This is a genomic window from Nocardioides sp. TF02-7 (assembly GCF_022437945.1).
Taxonomy (GTDB): domain Bacteria; phylum Actinomycetota; class Actinomycetes; order Propionibacteriales; family Nocardioidaceae; genus Nocardioides.
Genome location: NZ_CP092535.1, coordinates 1,004,584 through 1,025,488, shown reverse-complemented (window position 1 = coordinate 1,025,488; position 20,905 = coordinate 1,004,584). Strand labels below are relative to the sequence as shown.

At 73.0% G+C, this 20,905-nt stretch carries 12 protein-coding genes and 1 pseudogene; 4 read left to right on the top strand and 9 right to left on the bottom strand.

From position 1 onward, the window contains the following. Positions 1 to 54 precede the first annotated feature (54 nt). The 5 genes from MF408_RS05200 to MF408_RS05180 form a co-directional block, all read right to left on the bottom strand. Complete coding sequence (locus tag MF408_RS05200) at positions 55 to 1,065, bottom strand: sugar phosphate isomerase/epimerase family protein (RefSeq protein WP_240250520.1); 1,011 nt, start codon at positions 1,063 to 1,065, stop codon at positions 55 to 57. Continuing rightward, positions 1,065 to 3,122: a TIM barrel protein gene (locus MF408_RS05195; protein WP_240250519.1), complete on the bottom strand. Its 2,058-nt coding sequence runs from the start codon at positions 3,120 to 3,122 to the stop codon at positions 1,065 to 1,067. Before MF408_RS05195 ends, MF408_RS05200 begins: the two co-directional genes overlap by 1 nt. A 155-nt stretch (positions 3,123 to 3,277) precedes the next feature. Then, the gene (locus MF408_RS05190) at positions 3,278 to 4,312 is read right to left on the bottom strand and encodes a substrate-binding domain-containing protein (protein WP_240250518.1); all 1,035 of its coding nucleotides are present in this window, start codon (positions 4,310 to 4,312) and stop codon (positions 3,278 to 3,280) included. Positions 4,313 to 4,334: 22 nt separating this feature from the next. Next, positions 4,335 to 5,615 carry an ABC transporter permease gene (locus MF408_RS05185; protein WP_240250517.1) on the bottom strand — a complete coding sequence of 427 codons (1,281 nt, stop codon included), beginning with the start codon at positions 5,613 to 5,615 and terminating at the stop codon, positions 4,335 to 4,337. Further along, positions 5,612 to 8,137, bottom strand: coding sequence for an ATP-binding cassette domain-containing protein (locus tag MF408_RS05180; protein WP_240250516.1), 2,526 nt, complete (start codon positions 8,135 to 8,137; stop codon positions 5,612 to 5,614). Before MF408_RS05180 ends, MF408_RS05185 begins: the two co-directional genes overlap by 4 nt. 149 nt (positions 8,138 to 8,286) lie before the next feature. On the opposite strand from MF408_RS05180, the gene MF408_RS05175 reads away from it, so the two are divergent. After that, entirely contained in the window at positions 8,287 to 9,459 is a 1,173-nt protein-coding gene (locus MF408_RS05175) for an ROK family protein (RefSeq protein ID WP_240250515.1), read from the top strand. Positions 9,460 to 9,796: 337 nt separating this feature from the next. On the opposite strand, the gene MF408_RS05170 is transcribed toward MF408_RS05175, so the two are convergent. Next, positions 9,797 to 12,112 (bottom strand): Ig-like domain-containing protein, encoded by a 2,316-nt coding sequence (locus MF408_RS05170; protein ID WP_240250514.1) that lies wholly within the window; start codon positions 12,110 to 12,112, stop codon positions 9,797 to 9,799. A 67-nt stretch (positions 12,113 to 12,179) separates the two neighbouring features. Continuing rightward, positions 12,180 to 13,343 (bottom strand): hypothetical protein, encoded by a 1,164-nt coding sequence (locus tag MF408_RS05165; RefSeq protein WP_240250513.1) that lies wholly within the window; start codon positions 13,341 to 13,343, stop codon positions 12,180 to 12,182. Positions 13,344 to 14,080: 737 nt separating this feature from the next. On the opposite strand from MF408_RS05165, the pseudogene MF408_RS05160 reads away from it, so the two are divergent. After that, positions 14,081 to 16,107: pseudogene (locus tag MF408_RS05160) on the top strand (ATP-dependent DNA helicase). Between the two features lie 94 nt (positions 16,108 to 16,201). Next, a complete protein-coding gene (locus MF408_RS05155) occupies positions 16,202 to 16,837 on the top strand; it encodes an alpha/beta hydrolase (RefSeq protein WP_240250512.1) in 636 nt (211 codons plus the stop codon). 40 nt (positions 16,838 to 16,877) lie between these two features. On the opposite strand, the gene MF408_RS05150 is transcribed toward MF408_RS05155, so the two are convergent. Together MF408_RS05150 and lexA are read right to left on the bottom strand one after the other, a co-directional pair. Continuing rightward, positions 16,878 to 18,125, bottom strand: a complete 1,248-nt coding sequence (locus MF408_RS05150; RefSeq protein ID WP_240250511.1) for an MXAN_6640 family putative metalloprotease — start codon at positions 18,123 to 18,125, stop codon at positions 16,878 to 16,880. A 542-nt stretch (positions 18,126 to 18,667) separates the two neighbouring features. Beyond that, positions 18,668 to 19,381 carry a transcriptional repressor LexA gene (gene lexA / locus MF408_RS05145; protein WP_240250510.1) on the bottom strand — a complete coding sequence of 238 codons (714 nt, stop codon included), beginning with the start codon at positions 19,379 to 19,381 and terminating at the stop codon, positions 18,668 to 18,670. A 133-nt stretch (positions 19,382 to 19,514) separates the two neighbouring features. Between lexA and MF408_RS05140 the strand changes: the two genes are divergently transcribed. Continuing rightward, positions 19,515 to 20,789, top strand: a complete 1,275-nt coding sequence (locus tag MF408_RS05140) for an Ig-like domain-containing protein (RefSeq protein WP_345893912.1) — start codon at positions 19,515 to 19,517, stop codon at positions 20,787 to 20,789. Positions 20,790 to 20,905: the final 116 nt, after the last annotated feature.

Sequence of the window (20,905 nt, the reverse complement as noted above, 5' to 3'; positions counted from 1 at the left end):
GCGGTCCCGACGTCTGGGTTGCGCGCCCTGCGCGCTGCAGCCGGTCGTCCCGCGTCAGTCCTCGCTCTGCTTCGAGAACGCCGCGTCGAACGACGCCGCCGGCTGGTCGTAGTCGAACCGCTTGAGGAACTCCAGCGCCTCACGCGCACCGTGGAGCCGGTCCATCCCGGCGTCCTCCCACTCGACCGAGACCGGGCCGGTGTAGCCGATCGCGGCGAGTGCGCGGAAGGCGTCCTCCCACGGTACGTCGCCACGGCCGGTCGACACGAAGTCCCAGCCGCGGTGCTGGTCGCCCCAGGGCAGGTGGGAGGAGAGGATGCCGTTGCGGCCGCCGCCCATCCTCATCCGGGTGTCCTTGCAGTCGACGTGGTAGATCCGGTCGGCGAAGTCGGTGATGAACGCGACCGGGTCGAGTCCCTGCCACATCATGTGGCTGGGGTCCCAGTTGATCCCGAACGCCGCCCGGTTGTCCACCGCTTCGAGGGCCCGCTTCGTCGACCAGTAGTCGTAGGCGATCTCCGAGGGGTGCACCTCGTGGGCGAACCGGACGCCGTGCTCGTCGAACACGTCGAGGATCGGGTTCCACCGGTCGGCGAAGTCCTGGTAGCCGGCGTCGATCCGGTCGCCGGGCACCGGCGGGAACATCGCGACGTACTGCCAGATCGAGGAGCCGGTGAAGCCGACCACGACGTCGACGCCCATCTTCCGCGCCAGCCGCGCGGTCAGCTTCAGCTCCTCGGCCGCGCGCTGCCGGACGCCCTCGGGGTCGCCGTCGCCCCACACCCGGTCGCGCACGATCGCCTGGTGGCGGAAGTCGATCGGGTCGTCGCAGACGGCCTGGCCGGTGAGGTGGTTGGAGATCGCCCAGCACTCGAGGCCGTGCCTGCGCAGGATCTCGAGCCGGCCCTCGACGTAGCCCTCCTCGTCGACCCGCCACGGGTCCAGGTGCTCGCCGGACACGGCGATCTCGAGGCCGTCGTAGCCCCACCCGGCCGCCAGCCCGGCGACCTCCTCGAGCGTGAGGTCGATCCACTGGCCGGTGAACAGCGTGAAGCGCTTGCCCATCAGTGCTCCTCGGGTCGGACGGCGACGCGGGCGCCGTCGCGGTCCGACGACGCCTCGATCGCGGTCAGCGCCTGCTGCACGGCGAGCCCGTCCGCGAACGTCGGGGTCGGGTCGGTGCCCGCGGCGATCGCGCCGAGCAGGTCGGCGGCCTGGATGGTGAAGGTGTGGTCCCAGCCGAGCACGTGCCCCGGCGGCCACCACGCCCCGATCGAGGGGTGGTCGGGCTCGGTGACCACCACCCGCTGCAGCCCGGTGGCCCTCCCGTCGGGTCGGTCCTGCACGTGCAGCTCGTTGAGGCGCTCCAGGTCGAACGCGAGCGCGCCGCGGTCGCCGTAGACCTCGAGGGTGAGGCCGTTCTTGCGGCCGGTGGCCATCCGGCTGACCTCGACGCTGGCGACCGCGCCGGAGGCGGTCTCGAGGGTCGCCCACGCGGCGTCGTCGACGGTGACCTCCTCGGGCCCGTCCGGACCGGGGCGGGTCGGCACGAACGTCCGCAGCCGCCCCTGGGCCGACACCACCGGCTCGCCGAGCAGGTGCTGCACCAGGTCGACCACGTGCGAGCCGAGGTCGCCGAGGACGCCGGAGCCGGCCGACTCCTTGCGCAGCCGCCAGGTCATCGGCGCCGACGCGTCGGCCAGCCAGTCCTGGAGGTAGGCGCCGCGGACCTGCCGCACGGTGCCGATCACGCCGTCGGCGATCAGCTCGCGGGCGAGGGCGATCGCGGGGACCCGGCGGTAGTTGAACCCGACGGCGGAACGGACGCCGGCGGCGCGGGCCCGGTCGGCCGCGGCCACGAGCCGCTCGGCCTCGCCGACGCTGTTGGCGAGCGGCTTCTCGACCAGCACGTGCTTGCCGGCCTCGAGCGCGGCGAGGGCGATCTCGCAGTGGCTGTTGCCCGGCGTGCAGACGTCGACCAGGTCGATGTCGTCGCGTCGGACCACCTCGACCCAGTCGGTCGCCGCCTCGGCCCAGCCGTACTGGTGGGCGGCCGTCTTCACGGCCGCGACGTCGCGCCCGACCAGCACCGCCTGCTCGACCGAGGGTGCGTCGGGGAAGAACGCACCGACGTTGCGCCACGCGTTGGAGTGGGCCTTGCCCATGAAGGAGTAGCCGATCACGGCCACCCGGATCGGCTCGGTCATCGCACGCCTCCTGCGGGCTCTGTGGTCGGGGTGGTCGGGGTGGTCGGGGTGGTCGGGGTCGTGCGCGGGCTCAGGGTGCGCAGGAACGCCAGCCCGTCGCGGGCCAGGTCGTCGGGCGTGGCTGCGAGCGGGCGCCAGATCGACGCCGCCACGGCGATCGCCGCGTTGTCGGGGGTGAAGCTCTCGATGTTGACGGCGCCGTCGTAGCCGACCTCGTCGAGGGCGGCCAGGAGCGCCGGCCAGTCGGTCTGGTCGCCGCCGGGGGCGCCGCGGTCGCTGCCGCAGACCTGGACGTGCACCAGGTGCGCGCCGGCGCGGCGGGACCGCGTCGGCGCTCGACCGCTCCTCGATGTTGAGGTGGTAGGTGTCGAGCGCCAGGCCGAGCGAGGGGCCGAGCAGCGGGTCGAGGGCGTCGAGCGCCTGGTCGACGGTGTTGACCAGGGAGGTCTCGTAGCGGTTGAGCGGCTCGATGCCGACCTGCACGCCGCGGTCGGCGGCGTGCTCGACGACCGGGGCCAGGTTGTCCCGCCACTCCCGATAGGCGGCGGTCCTCTCGTCCGGGGTCATCCGCCAGACCCGGCCGGTCTGTGCGTAGAACGGCCCGCAGACGGAGGCGGCGCCGATCTCGGCGGCCAGGTCGATGCAGGCCCGCAGGTAGTCGTGGGTGGCGGCGACGGTCGCGGGGGTCGTGGCGACCAGGTCGCGGCCCGGCGCCATCGCGCCGACGACGTACGGCGTCAGGCCGGTCTCGTCGAGCACGGTGCGGGTGGGTCCGGGGCTGATGTCGCCGACGTTCTCGAGCGGCAGCTCGACGGCGTCGAAGCCGAGAGCGGCGACGTGGCGCAGCAGGTCGGGGAGGTTGGTGTCGGTGAGCGGGGAGGTCCACACCCAGGTGTTGACGCCGACGGGTCTCACGGCGAGGCCTTTCCGATGGGGGTCCCGGGCGGCGGGGTGCGCCCGGTGCGGGGGCAGGGGCGGGCAGGAGGAGCCAGGGCGACCGGAGCCGCCCCGCCCCGCCGGTGCTCGGGCCGGCGGGGCGGGGGGCGTCCCGGTGGTCACCGGGACTCAGGTCACGGGATCTGGCGCTCCTGCCAGACCTCCGGGTAGCCCGGCAGGTCCTCGCCGCCGAACTTCGCGTAGTGACCGTCGGGCATGCCCTCGTTGGCCTCGAGGTAGTCAGCGCGCTGGTCCTCGGTGATCGGCTCCTGCGGGAGCACCCACTCGGTCGGCACCGGCTCGCCGGCGGCGATCTTCTCCAGCGCCAGGAGCGGGGTGCGCCACTGGAAGTTGGAGTAGACGGGGGCGAGGCCGGTCAGCCCGGTCTCCTCCCACTTGCGCAGGAAGCTCATCTCGTCCTCACCGGTCATGACCGGCAGCTCCATGCCGGCGTCCTCGAACGCCTCGATCGCGGCGACGGCGCCGTCACCGGCGTCCATCCACACGCCCTGGACCTCGCCCTTGGTGAGCTCGTCGGTGATGATCTGCTTGATCGTCTCCGGATTGGCCTCGGTGAAGTAGTCGACCGCGTCGATGCCGTTCTCGTCGAAGATCTGCTTCGCCGCACCCCAGCGGGTCTCGAGCACGTCGACGCCGGGGAGGATCCGCAGGGCCACGACCTTGTCGCCCTCCTCGAGGTTCTCCACGAGGAAGTTGGCGGTGGCGATGCCCCACGCGTAGCCACCGATCGGGTGGATGAACGTGGTGGCGCAGTCGGTCTCGACGCCGCGGTCGAACACGACGACCGGCTTGCCGGTCTCGCAGGCCCGCTCGACGGCCGGCGTCAGGGCCGCGGTCGAGTTGGGGGAGATGATGAAGGCGTCGCAGTTGCCCTCGGAGATGAAGTAGTCGATGTCGGCGATCTGCTGGTTGTCGTCGTCACCGGCGTCGCGGGTCTCCATCTCGGAGATCACGCCCGAGTCCTGGAGCACCTTCAGCTGCTGGTTCATGGTGATCCAGCCGGTCTGGCGCCACGGGTTGGAGATCGAGGCGTTGGCGAAGCACGCCTTCATCGGCTTGTCCGTGGCGTACTGCTGGGTGTCGGTCATCGGGCCGTCGATGTACTGCAGCCACGGCTCGTCGGGGTTGCCCTCGAACGTGGCGTCCATCTGCGACTCCTGCTCGTCGAAGTCAGCCTGGACGAACCACTCGCTGTCGCCCTCCGAGCCCCCCGGTGTTCTCACTCGTGGTGTCGTCACCACTCGTGGAGTCGGTGCCCGAGTCGTCGGTCGAGCACGCCGTCAGCACGACGAGAGCCGCCGCGCCTGCGAGCACGCCCCTGAGGTGGGTTCTGCGCATCAATTTTCCTCCTGTGTGAGTGCCCGGGGTGGGCTCGGTGGTGGGAGAAGGACTGTCGGGTCCCGAGGATCCGGGGGTCGTCGACCGGGTGCTCGTACGGCGGCCCAGCGTCCAGGCGCGGGCGGCGAAGGCGACGGCGACGATGATGATCACGCCCTGCACGGTGTCGCGCCACGTGGACTCGACCTCGAGGACGGTGAGCAGGGTGAACAGCAGCTCGAGGGCGAACGCGCCGGCGACGGCGGACAGCACCCAGCCGCGGCCGCCGCCGAGCACGACGCCGCCGAGCACGACCGCGGTGATCGCGGCGAACTCGTAGCCCTCGCCGACGGTGGGGTGCACGCCGGCGTAGCCGACGAGGATGATGCCGGCGACGGTGGCGGCCAGCGAGGACAGGATGAACGCCTGGGTCTTGACCCACCAGACGCGGGCGCCGGAGACCCGGGCGGCGTCGGGGTTGTCGCCGACGGCGAGCAGCGTGCGGCCGAACGGCCGGCGCATCAGCCAGGTGGCGGCGACGCAGAGGACGGTGAGGATGATCAGCGGGTAGGGGATCACCTCGACGACCGGCACGTCCTCGACGATGCCGCGGCCGAGCTGGCGGAAGTCCTCGTTGGGCGGCGCGTCGGCCGCACCTCCGGACAGGTAGCGCACGAGGCCGGTGAGCGCGAGCATCATCGCCAGCGTGACGATGAAGCTCGGCACCCTGAGCAGCGTCGTGGCCAGCCCGTTGAGGAGTCCGATGAACGCGCCGAGCAGGAGCATCAAGACCAGGCCGGTGACGTTGCGGCCGGTGTCGTCGCCGATGTAGTTGCCCGCGACCACGACCTGCGCCGCGATCACCGCACCCATCGACAGGTCGAACTCGCCGGAGACGATCACGTAGTACTGCCCGATCGCGGCGATGGCGATCGGCGCGGTGCGGCCGAGGAACCGGATGATCACGCCCGGGTCGCCGAAGTTGGGGTTGGCGACGATCGTGGCGACCAGCAGCGCGATCGCCAGCACGAAGATCGCGCCGCCCGGCGTGCTCACCGTGGCGGCGAACCGCCCGGCGAGGCCGTGGGAGTGGCGCGGCAGCGCGGACGCGCGGGTCGCGGTGGTCGTGCTCACTTCGCCTCCTGGAGGGCTGCGTCGAGGACGCCGGGTCGCTCGAACCGGGCGGGCCGGCGGTCGATGTCGCGGCGGGCGTAGACGGCGACCGCGGCGACGATCACCACACCGCGGACGACGTTGCGCAGGAACGAGTCGGTCTGCATCACGGCCATCACGTTGTCCATCACCGCGAAGATCGCGACGCCCGCCACGGTGCCGGTGATGTTGCCCTTGCCGCCGGCGAGCAGCGTGCCGCCGAGGACGACGGCGGCGATCGACATCAGGTCGTACTGGCCCTGGCTGCCGATCGTCGGGTTGCCGACCGAGAGCCGGGCCAGCAGCAGCAGGCCCGCGAACGCGGCGAGCACCGAGCACAGGACGTGGGCGGTGATGATCGGGACGGAGGTGCGTACGCCGGAGAGCCGGGCGACCTCCGGGTTGCCGCCGACGGCGTAGAGGTGGTGGCCGACGCGGGTGCGGCGCAGCAGCAGGATCGCGAGCGCGGCGCAGCCGAGCATCAGCAGCGTCGAGACCGGCAGCGGGCCGATGAACGAGATGCCGATCGAGCGGAACGACTGGGGCGCCGAGCCGTGGTTGCCCTGGTAGTTGGTCGCGATGTAGCCGCTGATGATCAGGCCCATGCCGAGGGTGGCGATGAACCCGTGGACGTGGAAGATGCTCACCACCACGCCGTTGACCAGTCCGATCACCGCCGCGACGGCGACCGCGGCCAGGATGCCGGGCAGCACGTTTCCGGTCTCGCCGGCCATGATGCCACCGGCGATCACGCCGGTGAGGCTGGCGACGAACGGCACCGACAGGTCGAGGCTGCCGCCGAGGATCACCAGCGTCTGCCCGATCGCGATGAAGCCGAGGATGCTGGTGGCGGTCAGGATGTCGCGCAGGTTGCCCGTGGTGAAGAAGTTGCGGCCCTCGACGGCGGTCAGGATCGACCCGAGCACGACCGCACCCACCAGGACGATGAGCACGATCCCGGTCGAGGTGAGGTTGCGGAACCGGTCGGGGAGACCGACCCGGCGGCCGGCGTGCGTCGTGCTCATCGGGCTCCCTCCGAGGCTCCGGTCGCGACCTGGAGGACCGCCTCCTCCGACGACCCCGCCGGCAGCTCGCCGGCCAGCCGTCCGTCGCGCATGACGAGGATCCGGTCGGACATGCCGATCACCTCCGGCAGCTCGCTGGAGACCATGAGGACGGCGACGCCCTCCTTGGCCAGGACGCGCATCAGCTCGTAGATCGCGTGCTTGGCGCCGACGTCGATGCCGCGGGGTCGGCTCGTCCATCAGCACGACCTTGGGGTCGGTGGCCAGCCACCGGGCCAGCACCACCTTCTGCTGGTTGCCGCCGGAGAGGAACTGCACCTCCTGGTCGAGCGCCCGCGCGGCCACCTCGAGGTTGGTCAGCAGGCCGGGCACCTCACGGCGGGCCCGTCCGGAGCGGCGGGCGAAGACGGCGCGGACCGGGCCGAGCGCGTTGTCGAGGATCGACTGGTTGAGGGCGAGCCCGGTGGCCTTGCGGTCCTCGGTGACGAGCGCGATCCCGGAGCGTACGGCGGCGCGCGGGGACCGCGGGCGGGTGGCCCGGCCGTCGACGAGCATCTCGCCGCGCGTGAACGGGGTGACGCCGAAGATCGCCTCCATCAGCTCGGTGCGCCCCGAGCCCTGGAGCCCGGAGATGCCGACGATCTCGCCGGCGCGGAGGGTGAGGTCGACGCCGTCGACGTACCCGTTGCCCGCGTCGCGCAGCTGCAGCCGCGGCTCGCCCAGCGACGTCCCCTCGACCGGGTCGGGGAAGAACGCCGACATCTCGCGGCCGACCATCAGCCGCACCAGCTCGTTGTCGTCGAGCTCGGTGGCGGGGCGGGTGGCGACGTGGCGGCCGTCCTTGAGGACGGTGATCGTCTGGCAGAGGTCGAAGATCTCCTTCAGCCGGTGCGAGACGTAGAGGATCGCCACGCCGCGGGCGGTGAGGCCGCGGATGATCGAGTAGAGGAGGGCGACCTCGTGGTCGGCCAGCGCTGCGGTCGGCTCGTCCATGGCGATGATGCGGGCGTCGTAGCTGACCGCCTTGGCGATCTCGACCACCTGCTGCTCGGCCACCGACAGGGTGCGGACCCGCTGCTGCGGCCGGAGCCCGGTCACGCCGAGGTCGTCGAGGAGCGCCTGGGTGTCGCGGTGCATCCGGCCGACGTCGACCAGGCCGCGGCGGCGCGGCTCGCGGCCGAGCCAGATGTTCTCGGCGACGGTGCGCTCGGGGAGGAGGTTGAACTCCTGGAACACCGTCGAGATGCCGGCGGCCTGGGCCTGGAGCGGGTGGTGGAAGCTGACCTGGCGGCCGTCGAGCTCGACGGTCCCGCGGTCGGCGGTGTGGACGCCGGCGAGGATCTTCATCAGGGTCGACTTGCCGGCGCCGTTCTCGCCGACCAGACCGTGCACCTGCCCGGCGCGCAGGTCGAGGTCGATGTCGGCGAGCACGGTGTGGCCGACGAAGCTCTTCGTCAGCCCACGGGCACGCAGCAGCACCGAGGGCTCCTCGCCTCGGTCCGCGGTCTGGGGGGTCTCCACGAGGTGCGGCACGGCGTCACTGTGGCACGCGTCACCCACTTCTGTCGAGTGTCCGGCAAAAGTCGTTCGCTGGACGTACCGAAGTGGCTCGTGCTTGACTTCGGCCCGTGCGGCCCAGTGACGTCTTCGACCTTCTGCGGGACGGTCAGCCGCGCACCCGGGCCCAGCTCGCCGAGGTCACCGGGCTGGCGCGGTCGACCGTGTCCGCGCGTCTCGACGCGCTCATGCGGCTGGGCCTCGTCGTCCCCGTGGGCGGCGTCTCGACCGGCGGCCGACCGCCGTCGCTGCTGGCCTTCAACCCCGGCGCCCGGGTGGTCGCCGGCGTCGACCTCGGCGCCAGCCACGCCCGCGCGGCGATCGCCGACCTCGACGGCAGGATCCTCTCCGAGCGCGGCGTGCGGCTCGACATCGCGCTCGGCCCCGAGCGCGTCCTCGGCTGGGTCGAGGAGGTCGTCCACGAGCTGCTCGCCGAGCAGCAGCGCGACCCCGACGAGCTGGTCGCCATCGGCATCGGCCTGCCCGGGCCGGTCGAGCACTCGACGGGCCGCGCGATCAACCCGCCGATCATGCCGGGCTGGGACCGCTACGACGTCCCCGGGCACGTGCAGCGCGCGTTCGACGTACCGGTGCTCGTCGACAACGACGTGAACATCATGGCGCTCGGCGAGCAGCACGCCCACCTGCGCGACGTCGACGACCTCGTGTTCATCAAGGTCGGCACCGGCATCGGCGCCGGCATCATCTCCGGCGGCGCCCTGCAGCGCGGCGCCCAGGGCACCGCCGGCGACCTCGGCCACGTCCACGTCGCCCGCGGCGCCGACGTCACCTGCCGCTGCGGCAACCAGGGCTGCCTCGAGGCGATCGCCGCCGTGCCCGCCCTGGCCGACGCGATCCGCGCCGCCGGCATCGAGCTGCCCGACGGCGAGGACGTCGTCGCCCTCGTCCGCGGCGGCGACCAGACCGCCGTCCAGGTGGTGCGGCAGGCCGGCCGCGACCTCGGCGAGGTGCTCGCCGCGCTGGTCAACCTCGTCAACCCGTCGGTGATCGTCATCGGCGGCGGGCTCGCCATGGCCGGCGAGGGCCTCCTCGCCGGCATCCGCGAGGTCGTCTACCAGCGCTCGCTGCCGCTCGCCACCGAGCACCTCCACATCACGACCTCCCGCGCCGGCGAGCGGGCCGGCGTCATCGGCGCCGCCGCCCTCGCGATCGGCCACGTCCTCTCACCCGAGTCGATCGACCGGGCCGTCGACCGGAGCGCCGCCCAGGCTGTCGTGGGCTGAGGCTGGGGCCGGGTGTGGGGCCGGTGTGGGGCGGGCCCCGTGTCGGGCCGGTGTGGGGCGGGCCCGGTGTTGGGGTGGGCTGAGCTTGTTGCCCTCTCGCGCCCCGGCTGCCGCAGATTCATCAAGGTATGTCGACGAACCTGCGCCTCCCACGGCGTACCCACCGTGGGGAGCGCCAACTCGCCTGCATACCTTGATGAATCTGCGCCGGCTGTGGCTGCCGCGCCCCCCGCGCCGAACCGCCGGCCGCACGACGCCCCCCGTGCCCGCACCCCTCACACCAGCCCCAAAAACACCGGCGGCCCGCCCCCGAGGGCGGGCCGCCGGCGGTGTCACCTCACTTCTTGACGAGCACCACGCTCCTCCGCGCGGTGGCCGCGTCGCCGGACGTGGCGGCGAGGGTCACCCGCACCGCGACCGGCAGTCGGCCCTTGCGGCGCAGCACCTTGCGGAACGCCGGCTTGGCCTTCACCGTGAGCCGCACCCGGCCGGGTGCGGTGGCGGTGGTCGACGTACGCACCACCTTGCCGCCGGTCAGGGTGACCCGGCCGGGGGTGTTGACGGCGACGACGAGGGTCGCGGTGCCCTTGCCCTTCCGCTTCACCACCTTGGCGACCTTCACCCGCGGGGAGACCGTCTCCTCAGTGACGGTCACGGTCAGCGCCGGCGCGGTGGTGGTCTGGCCAGCGGAGTCGGTCACGACCGCCTCGAGCGTGACGTCCTCGCCGGCCTCCGCGGCGCCCGGTGTCCAGGCGAAGGAGTACGGCGCGGAGTCGTCGGTCGCCATCTCGACGCCGTCGACGAGCAGCGTCGCCGACCGCACGGCGTGGTCGTCCCGCCCGAGCACGAGCGGCGAGAGCGTCTCGCCGACGAGCACCTCGGTGCCGCCCGCCGGGTCGACCAGCGCGGCGACCGGCGCCTCGTCGGTCATCGAGCCCGGTCCGGTCGGGACGCCGGGGATCGGCGCCGACTGCCGCTGCGGGGTGACCACCGTGGCCGCCGCCCCGCTGTCCGGGCCCGAGACCGCCTCGAGGCCCTCGCTCGGGTCGGCCGGTCCACCGACGACGGGGTTGCCGGTGCCGAGGTAGCTGCCGCGCACCGTGAACGGCGCACCCTCGCGCACCGCGGTGCCGTCGGCGTTCGCGTTGTACGCCGCCCAGCCGTTGCCGGTGACGACGCTGCCCTCGGCGAGCAGCCCGCCGTCCTCGGTGCCGGCGTCGGTCAGCAGGATGCCGAACGACTGAGCCGGGTCGGGCCGGAAGTAGTTGCCGGTGACCCGGCTGCCCCGGACGAACCCGTCGACGCCGCTGGCGTAGTGGATGCCGGTCTGCGGGACGACCCGGCCGGGCCGGCCGCGGACGACCGTGTCGACGACGTACCCGTGCTGGCGGATCCCCGTGCGCTCGACGTTGGCCGGTGCCCCGTCGGGGCCCTTCGCGCCGTCGAAGAGGATGCCGCCGGACTGGTAGCCGGTCACCAGGCTGCCGCTGACGGTCACCTCGGTCTCCACCGTGCCGGGGCCGGAGCCCTGGATCACGCCGGTCTGCACGATGCCCCAACCGTGCGGGGCGTCGGCCAGCTCCTCCTCCGAGGTGGCGGTCGCCAGCGGTCCGACCACGCTGTCGGAGACCCGGCCGGCGGCGCCGAAGAACGCGATGCCCGCCTCGGCGTACGTCGACCCCGACGTCACCGTCACGCCTGAGATGTCGACGAACATCTCGTTGGTGTCGGTCGAGCCGAGCGACTGCCGCGACACGGTGATGACGTTGCCGCCGCCGTCGCGCAGGTAGGGCTCGAGCCCCGCCAGCGAGTCGAGCGACTGGTCGGGCCGGATCGTGACCAGGTCGGCGCCGGCGCCCTTGATCGTCAGCGGCTTGGTGATGGTCAGGCCGTTGAGCGCGCCGGTCGCGACCGGGTTGCCGGGGCCGAAGACCGGCTCGGACCGCTCGTCGTAGACGCCGGCGCAGACCACGATCGTGTCCCACGGCGCGGCGTGGTCGACGGCGTCCTGGATGGAGGTGAACCCGGCGTCGGGGCACTCGGCCCGGTCGTCGTCGACGACCCAGGCGCTGCCGGAGTCCTCGTGGCCCACGGTGTCGACGAGCCGCGCGGCGCCCGGCGTGTTGTCGTACGACGCCAGCACCTCCGCCGGGTCCGGGCCGGTGGCCGGCGGGCCCCATCCGGCGCCCTGGTCGGGGTCGGTGCCGTCGGAGAGCACGAGCGGCTCGGCGACGTCGGCCTCCTGGAACCGCACGTCGGCCAGCTGGATCGAGCCCGACTGCGGCAGGCCCTCTCCGCCGAAGCGCAGCTCGAGCGTGTCGAGCGAGGTGAGGTCGACGCCCTGCGCCTCGAACTCGGTCAGCGGCACCCGCACCTGGTCGAGCACGATGTGGGTGCGCGACGTCTGGGTGCCGGTCGACATGTGCAGGGCGTTGCCCCACCGCTCGTCGCCGGCGTTGACGACGCCCTCGTTGCCGTCGGCGTCGACCAGCACGATCTCGAAGTCCTGGCTGGTCGAGGCGGGGTCGTAGGTGCGCTCCTCCGACAGGGCTCCGGGGTTGCGGGGGTCGAAGAAGTTGACGTCGGCGCCCATCGCCAGCGCCTTCAGGTCGCTGACGTCGCCGGAGGCGGCCGGGATGTCGGCGGTGAGCACGGCGTCCGCGTCCCCCCTCCACGCCAGCGCCAGCTGGCGGCCGTAGGAGTGGTTGACGGGGGCGTTCTCACGGATGCCGTTCTGGCCGCCCAGCTCGGCCTTGCCCGGCAGCGGGCAGGCCTTCGCGCCGGTCGGCTGGGTGCCGATCCCGAGCTGGGACGGGGGCGAAGTGGTCGGGCTCCGGGTTGCACCAGTCGTAGCCGCCGGCGGTCGTCTTCGGCAGCGGCGTCACCGCGCCGTTGTCGAGGTAGGGGTTGACGAACCCGCTGCCCGACAGCGACCCGCCGAGGGCGTTGAGCCCGAGCGGGTTGGTGGCCTCGGGCCGGATCACGTCGACCCGCTCCTCCGGCGGGGCGAAGTAGCTGGTCGAGACCCGCTCGGCGCAGGCGATCCGGGTGCCGGTCTCGCTGGTCGGGCAGGCGGAGGCCGGGATCTGCTCGTGGGTCTCGGTGTCCGACAGCTCGCCGGTCATGTAGGCCTCGAACGCGCCCTCGCCGCCGACGTACCGCCGGAAGAACGCGGCCATCGTCGCCAGGCCGATCTTCTCCTGGTCGCCCATCCGCTCCGGGTCGCCGGAGATCTTGGTGTTGACCAGCGGGTTGTAGGTGTCGGAGTTGTCGAGGACGTACGACGGCGGGTCATAGCTCGCCGCGCCGCTCAGCCGCAGGTTGTGGGGCTGCACGTTGTTGCCGTTGGTGGGCCGCGAGTCGCCGCACGCCGCGTCGGCGACGTTGCCACCGTCCTGGCCGTCGGCGAACCAGACGGTGTTGTACCAGTTGTGGTTGGCGCCCAGCTGCGAGGACTGGATCCGCGGGAACGGGTCGTTGCCGTTGCGGTACTGACCGCGCTCGTAGAAGCGGGCGCCCTGCAGGTTGGACACGTCGCCGTCGCACCAGGGGAGGATCGCCATGTACGGCGTCCCGTACGGCGCCTTGCGCTCGTAGTCGACCGGCGCCAGCGAGATCACCCCGCGCAGGGGGTAGCGGGGGCCGTCGGTGCGGATCCGGTTGTAGTCGATGAAGCTGGTGACCGCGTCACCGCCGCGGGAGTGGCCCATCAGGCCGATCCGCGTCATGTCGAGCTTGCCGACGAGGGTGGTGCCGATGGTGGTGTGCTCGTCGACCGGCAGCCCGCCCTCGGCGTTGGCCGCGGCGAGCGCGTCGAGCGCCGCGGCGATCAGCAGCCGCCGCTGGTGCATGCCCTTCCCCTTGGGGTTGTCCTGGCGCATCATCAGCTGGTCCTGGCTGACCGAGAAGGTCGTGTAGCCCCCAGGTGGCGAGGTTCTCCCCGAGGTAGGCGTAGCCGGCCTCGTTGCGCTTGAACTGTGCGCAGGTGAGGTTGGCGGAGTCCTGGCCGGTGTCGCAGGAGCCGTGGTTGCCGTGGACGAGCACGATGACCGGCGACGGCTCGGTGCGGTCCTCGGGGTAGTAGAGCGCGCCGCGGACCTCGATCTCCTCCGCGGCCGAGGACGTGGCGGGCTGCGGCGCGGCGCCGTTGGACGCCGGCTCCTGCAGGGCGACCAGCCCCAGCTTGGCCTCCTGGACGGTGGCGGGCGTGTAGTCGCCGCGCTCCATCGGGTCGGGCAGGTCCTCGGGTGCGGCGGCCGCCGCGGCCCGGGTCGGTGCTACCGGCGCGGCGGTGGCCTGCGTGACAGGCAGGACGGCCGCTGCCAGCGAGGCGAGGAGCATCGCGGTGACGACGCGCAGGGCAGGGTTGGGTGGACGCAAGATCGGTTCCTTGCTGCTCGGTGAGTGGTGCGCGGCCCCGAGTCGCGCGCTGCGGGCACCGGCGACCGTAGGAAGCGCGGGTTTCGCGGAGGTCCGGCATCGGCGTCGGCCGTGTTACGAACCCGGGAGCTGTGTGAACGGCGGGTGGCGCGCGGCGTGAGGGAGCGGCGCTGGAGCGGTGGTGGAGCGGCGCTGTGGAGGGTGTCCCCGGCGCGTCGGCGGGCTGCCTTAGGGTGCTCGGGTGCCCGACCAGCCCGGTGAGTCCTCCGCCTCCACACCGGTCCGCGACCTGCTCGCCGCGGCCGTCGAGGCGCTCGGCGGCCAGGAGCGTGCCGGTCAGGTGGCGATGGCCGAGGCGGTGGCGTCCGCGATGGCCGGCAAGCAGCACCTGCTCGTCCAGGCCGGCACCGGCACCGGCAAGTCGCTGGGCTACCTGGTGCCCGCGCTGCTCCACGACGAGCGGGTCGTCGTCGCCACCGCGACCCTGGCGCTGCAGCACCAGCTCGTCGAGCGCGACATCCCCCCGGCTGACGAAGGCGGTCTCGGGCCGCAAGGGTGTCGACACGTCGTACGCCGTGCTCAAGGGCCGCTCCAACTACGCCTGCCTCCACCGGGTCCGCGAGGGCGTGCCCGACGACCAGGGCGAGCTGATCCAGGCCGAGGCCGCGCTGGGGGCGATGGGCAAGAAGGTCCTCGAGCTGCGGGAGTGGGCCGAGGAGCAGGCCGGCGCCGAGGGCACCGGCGAGAAGGACGCCGCGCCGCGCCACACCGACCGCGAGTGGCGGCAGGTCAGCGTCACCGCCCGGGAGTGCCTCGGGGCCGCCAAGTGCCCGTTCGGCGAGGAGTGCTTCGCCGAGCGCGCCCGCGAGAAGGCGCAGCGCTCCCACCTGGTCGTCACCAACCACTCGCTGCTCGCGATCGACGCGATCGAGGGCATCCCGATGATCCCCGACTACGACGTCGTCGTCATCGACGAGGCGCACGAGCTGACCGCCCGGGTCACCCAGGCGGCCACCGACGAGCTGTGGGCCTCGGAGGTCGAGCGCGCCGCCCGGCGCTCGCAGCGCCACGTCGACGGCGGGGAGGCCGACGACCTGGCCGACGCGGCCGACGCGCTGCGGGCGGCGGTCGCCGACGCCCGGCCGGGCCGGTTCGAGGCGCTGCCCGAGGAGCTGGCCGACGCGCTCGCGCTGGTCCGCGACGCCGCCCGGGCGCTGGTCTCGGCGTTCCCCAAGGCCGACTCCTCCGGAGGGTCCGACGAGCCCGACGCCGGGCTCACCCAGGCCAAGGGCGCCGTGCAGGAGCTGTTCGCCACCGCCGAGCGGATGGCCGCGTGCGCCGACTCCGACGTCCTCTGGCTGACCGAGGGCACCGACCGGCTTCCCCCGCACCTCTGCGTCGCGCCGCTCCAGGTGTGGGGGCCCGATGCGCGACAAGCTGCTCGCCGAGAAGACCGTCGTGATGACGTCGGCCACCCTCATGCTCGGCGGCGACTTCACCTCCCTCGCCACCAGCGTCGGCCTCAAGCCGTCCGAGCGGGTCGGAGTGGCCGCCCCTTCGCCCGGCGGCTCGGAGAGCGACGACGCCCAGCCGTGGACCGGCCTCGACGTCGGCAGCCCGTTCGACTACGGCCGGCAGTCCATCCTCTACGTCGCCCGCCACCTGCCCCCCCGCCCGGCCGCGACGGACTCGGCCCGGCCCAGCTCGACGAGATCACCGACTTGGTCGACGCCGCGGAGGGCCGCACCCTCGGCCTGTTCTCCAGCCGGCGCGCGGCCGAGACGGCCGCCGAGCACGTGCGCACCAAGCTGCCGCACCTGACGACGCTCGCGCAGGGCGACGCGCAGCTGCCGGAGCTGGCGCGGCAGTTCGTCGCCGACCCCCACACCTGCCTGTTCGGCACCCTCGGGCTGTGGCAGGGCCTCGACGTCCCGGGCGACACCTGCCAGCTGGTGATGATCGACCGGATCCCGTTCCCCGCGCCCCGACGACCCGCTGATGAGCGCCCGGCAGCGCGCCGCCGACCAGGCCGGCGGCAACGGGTTCATGCAGGTCGCCGCCACCCACGCCGCACTCCTGCTGGCCCAGGGCGCCGGCCGGCTGATCCGCACCAGCGCCGACCGCGGCGTGGTCGCCGTTCTCGATCCCCGGCTGGCCACCGCGCGCTACGGCAGCTTCCTCAAGGCCAGCCTGCCGCCGATGTGGACCACCACCGACCCCGAGGTCGCCCGGAAGGCGCTCGGCCGGCTGGCCGCGGCCGCGGGCTGAGGCGCGGCGCCGCGCCGCACGGGGGCGACCGGCCGTCGGTGAGCCGTCGATGAGTCGCCGATGAGTTCCGGCCGCGTGCGGGGTCGTTCCCGGCATGCGCTACCTCTTCGTGCCCGGCGCCGGCGGTCAGGGCTGGATCTTCCACCGGGTGGTCCCGCTGCTCGACGACGCGGTGGCGCCGGACCTGCCCGCCGCCGACGAGACCGCCGGCCTGCACGACTACGTCGACGTGCTGGTCGACGCGGCGGGTGAGCCGCCGCCCGACGGCTACGTCGTCGTCGCCCAGTCGATGGGCGCGCTGACCGGCCCGCTGCTCTGCGACCGGCTCGACGTGCGGCACCTGGTGCTGCTCAACCCGATGATCGCGAAGCCCGGGGAGACCGGCGGCGAGTGGTGGGAGGCCACCGACCAGGCGGCCGCGATGATCGGGCCGTTCGACGAGCGCGAGACGTTCTTCCACGACGTGCCGCCGGAGATCACGGCTGAGGCGTTCGCCGCCGACCCGGTCGACCAGTCGGGGACGCCGTTCGAGGAGCCGTGGCCGCTGACCCGGTGGCCCGACGTGCCCACCCGGGTGGTGGTCGGGGCCGACGACCGGCTGTTCCCCGTGGAGTTCCAGCGCCGGGTGGCGAAGGAGCGGCTCGGCATCGAGGTCGACGTGGTGCCGGGCGGGCACCTCAACGCGCTCAGCCGGCCCGCAGAGCTGGCGGCGTACCTCCGCGCCCTCTGAACCGGAGGTCGTCAGGGTGAGAGTGATGCATAGGTCACTCTCACCCTGACGACCTCACCTGACGGTCGCCCGGAGCACGAACCGCCGGTTGTCGTCGAGCGCCCGGCCGCGGCAGGTGCGGCCGCGACCGAAGCCGGAGTTGCAGTCGTAGCGGCGGCTGGCGTTGACGAGGGTGACCTCGACCCACTGCACGCGGCCGCGGGTGAAGGGGATCCGCTTGCCGCCGATGACCTTGTTGCCCTTCGGGCCGAGCCGGACCTGCCGGGTGACCGGGGCGCGACCGGTGCGCTTGACGGTGTAGGTCGCCGCACCGCCGCGTGCGGCGCGGGGCAGGTCGAGCTGCAGCCGCAGGAAGCGGCCCTTGCCGAGCCTCTGGCCCGGCAGGAACCGGTGGGTGCGGCTGGTCAGGTGGTCGAGCCGCGCGACGGCCCGTGCGCTCGGGGCGCCGGGGGGTGAGGACGGCGCGGCCGGCCAGCTTGGTGAAGGGATACCGGTTGGCCCGGCCCTCGGCGTAGGCCTGCCGCGCGCGCCGGTTCTTCGTCGCGAACCGGACGAACTGCTGGCGCAGCGTGGTGTCGCGCCGGGTCAGGGCGCGGTTGATGGCGTGCAGCGAGTAGAGGTTCTGGCCGTCGCCGCGGGCGAGGTCCCACATCTCGCGCACCAGGCGGGGGAGCGGGCCCTGCTTGGCGGAGTAGCGCTCGGTGAGGTGGCGGAAGAAGATCCAGGCGCCGTAGTGGTAGAGGCCGCGGAAGGAGTCGAGCGGCTGCTGCGGCCGGCCGATCGGGCCGCGGGCGAGGTAGGAGACGTTGTCGTCGACAGCGTCGTAGAGCTCGTCCTCGGCCCAGGTGGCGGTGGCCTCCATGAACCAGCCGTCCTCGGCGATGTCGTAGCCGAACTGGATGGCGTGGAAGTACTCGTGAGCCGCGGTGACCTGCAGGTTCTGCCGCGGCGTGTGGAACGGGAACTGGCCGGTGCGGTAGTCGTTGTCGAGCACGCAGTAGGCGTGGACGCCGATGTGCTTGTTCCAGCGGCCGGCGTCCTCGTCGTCGGTGGTGCAGTAGCCGTAGATGCCGTTGCCGCCGATGTCGGCGAGGTAGACGTCGGTCTTGTCGGCGTGCGGCCCGTCGGGGGCGCCGACGCCGATCCCGTCGTCGGGCAGCGGCGCGTCGTAGCCGGCGGCGACGTACTTGCGGTGGATGCGGGTCAGCTCGGCGAGCACCAGGTCGACGTAGTCGGGCACCTGGTTGCCGGCCGTGCCGTAGGGCGTGCCGTCGTCGCCGCGCGGCACGCCGTGGCGGGGGGTCGACGCCCTTGCGGACGTAGTGGACGCACACGACCGCGGAGCAGACGGCGCTCGACGGGCCGTCGTACGTCGGGTCCTGCTGGTGGTCGGGCACGCTCGGGTCCGGCGGGTCGGTGGGGCGGGCGAGGTAGGCCGCCGCCTGTCGCCGCTCGGCCGGGGGCAGCTGGTCCTGCACGAGGGCGAGGTCGCGCAGCGCGAGCGTGAGGTCCTCGCGGGTCGCGGGCGTCGTCGGCGTGGGCTGCTGCAGGGTGGTGGCGGTGTCGTCGAGGAGGTCCTCGACGACCTCGAGCGCCTCCTCGGCCACCGGCGCCGGGTTGCTGGGGTCGGTGGTGTCGCCGGCTGTGGCGGGCGCTGCCGCGGCGGGGGGTGGCCGGGCCGCCCGGGGCCGCCGTCAGCAGGGTCGCCGCCATCAGCGACGCGACGGTGGCGGGCAGGAGGCGGATCAGGAGAGCCCGAGGCATGGCCGCGAGCCTATGCGGTCACGCCGACGGCGCCACATCGTCGTCCACAGCCCCCGTGGGGCGGGATCAGACCCGCCGCAGGACCGCCGTCACCTTGCCGAGCACGGTCGCGTTGGTGCCGTCGATCGGCTCGAACGCGTCGTTGTGCGGCAGCAGCCAGACCTTGCCGTCCTTGCGCTGGAAGGTCTTGACGGTGGCCTCGCCGTCGATCATCGCGGCGACGATCTCGCCGTTCTCGGCGGTCGGCTGCTGGCGGATCACGACGTAGTCGCCGTCGCAGATCGCGGCGTCGATCATCGACTCGCCGGAGACCTCGAGCAGGAACAGCTGCCCGTCGCCGACGAGCTGGCGGGGGAGCGGGAAGACGTCCTCGATGCGCTCCTCGGCGAGGATCGGGCCACCGGCAGCGATCCGGCCGACGACCGGCACGTTGGTCGGCACCGGCGCGGCGTCGCCGATCCCGGTCTCGTCGTACGTCGTCTCCTCGGCGGCGCCGATCGACTGGCGGGCCCGCATGATCTCGGGCAGGAACACCTCGAGCGCCCGCGGCCGCTTGGGGTCGCGCTTGAGGTAGCCCTTCTCCTCGAGGACGCGCAGCTGGTGGGCGACGCTGGAGGTGCTGGTCAGGCCGACGGCCTGGCCGATCTCCCGCATGCTCGGCGGGTAGCCGCGCTGCTCGATGCTGTCCTTGATGTTCTGCAGCACCCGCTGCTGCCGCGGGGTGAGCCCGGTCGCGTCCGGGGGGCCGTCCGGCAGTTCGCTGACCTTCTTGTCCGCCATGGGGCGACGGTAGCCCGATCACCTGTTCGAATCAAACATCTGTTCGAACGGGCGTGTCGGACTGTCGGATGTGGGAAGGCCTCCTGCTGTTACCCCGAGCGTTGCTGGGGCGTTCTGTTAGACAGGCCCGGTCCTGCTCGGCCGACGACTCGGGAGGGGTGCTCATGCTGCGGAGGTCCGCCGGCATCGGCGTGGTCGTGGCCGCGCTCGTGCTCTCGGTGCTGACCGTCGCCGGCCCGGCGCACGCCGCCCCGGTCGGGATCACGGTCACCCCGGGGGCAGCGTCTTCGCCGACGACGGCACCGAGTGTCACGGCGAGCGGGACCAGGAGCCGCGGCTGTGCGAGGAGCTGGAGGCCGACCCCGGCGAGAGCGTCTCCTACCGCGCGGAGCCCGACAGTGACTACGACTTCGCGGGCTGGAGGAGCGCGGGCGGCGCGGTGCCCTGCGTCGAGGCCGGGGGCGAAACGACCTGGGCGGGCGAGAACTGCAGCTTCGTCGTGCCGGCCGGAGGGGTGGACTTGACGGCGGAGTTCGTCGACCCGGACCCGCCGAAAGCGCCGGTCGTCGAGGACGGGCCGGCGGGCCCGGTGAACCGGCCCCCGTCCTTCGTCTTCGCCGACCCGACGGTGCACGATGAGGACGCCACCTTCCACGAGTTCCGCTGCGCCGTCGGCCCGGTCCAGGGGGGCGCCCCGGCGGGGGACAGCTTCGTGCCGTGCCGGCACGAGGACCCCTCCGTGCTGGGCCACACGGTCACCGACACGCTGCCCGACGGGGAGCACCTGCTCTGGGTGCTGGCTGAGGACTTCTACGGCAACCGCTCCGAGCCGACAGCGGTCGCCTGGACCTACGACCGGGTGCCGCCCACCGTCCGGTTCGAGGATCGGCCGGCCCGGTACTCCACCGAGACCACCCCGGTGTTCGGGTACTGGACGGACGGTGCGGTCAAGTCCTGCTCGCTCGACGGCGAGGAGATCCCGTGCCAGAGCATCCGGGTTCGGAATGGGCGGCACACCTTCGTGGTCACCGTCGAGGACGCCGCCAAGAACACCGCGTCGGCGTCGTACACCTGGCAGGTCGACACCGTGCGCCCGCGGGTGCGGCGGAAGGCGCCGACCGGGCGTCGGGTGTCGCGCACCGCGAACGTGACCCTGTTCTTCAGCGAGCCGATGCAGAAGGCGCTGGTCGTCCGGCGGGGGAAGCCGGCGGTGCAGCTGCTGCAGGGGAGGAAGAGGGTCGCCGCCACGGTGCGCTACGTGCGTCGCGGCCGCACCTACCGGGCGATCCTCGACCCGAAGCGGCGGCTGAGGGCGCGCACGGCCTACCGGGTCGTCGTCACGGCGCTCCCGAAGGACCTCGCCGGCAACACGCTCCGGCCGACCGGGTGGCGGTTCCGGACGCGCTGAGCCGCGCGGCGACACGCTCGAACGGATTTTCGAACAGGTCCTTGATCTGTTCGAACACGTGATCTAGCCTCGTACACGTGTTCGATCGAACGTCTGATCGACTCCGCGCCGGTTGT

Bases quoted from the DNA above. Each gene is read 5' to 3' on its own strand.
- lexA (WP_240250510.1), bottom strand. From the start codon at position 19,381: ATGGCGGACAAGAAGGTCAGCGAACTGCCGGACGGCCCCCCGGACGCG.
- MF408_RS05165 (WP_240250513.1), bottom strand. From the start codon at position 13,343: ATGATGCGCCAGGACAACCCCAAGGGGAAGGGCATGCACCAGCGGCGG.
- MF408_RS05190 (WP_240250518.1), bottom strand. From the start codon at position 4,312: ATGGACGCCACGTTCGAGGGCAACCCCGACGAGCCGTGGCTGCAGTAC.
- MF408_RS05200 (WP_240250520.1), bottom strand. From the start codon at position 1,065: ATGGGCAAGCGCTTCACGCTGTTCACCGGCCAGTGGATCGACCTCACG.
- MF408_RS05155 (WP_240250512.1), top strand. From the start codon at position 16,202: ATGCGCTACCTCTTCGTGCCCGGCGCCGGCGGTCAGGGCTGGATCTTC.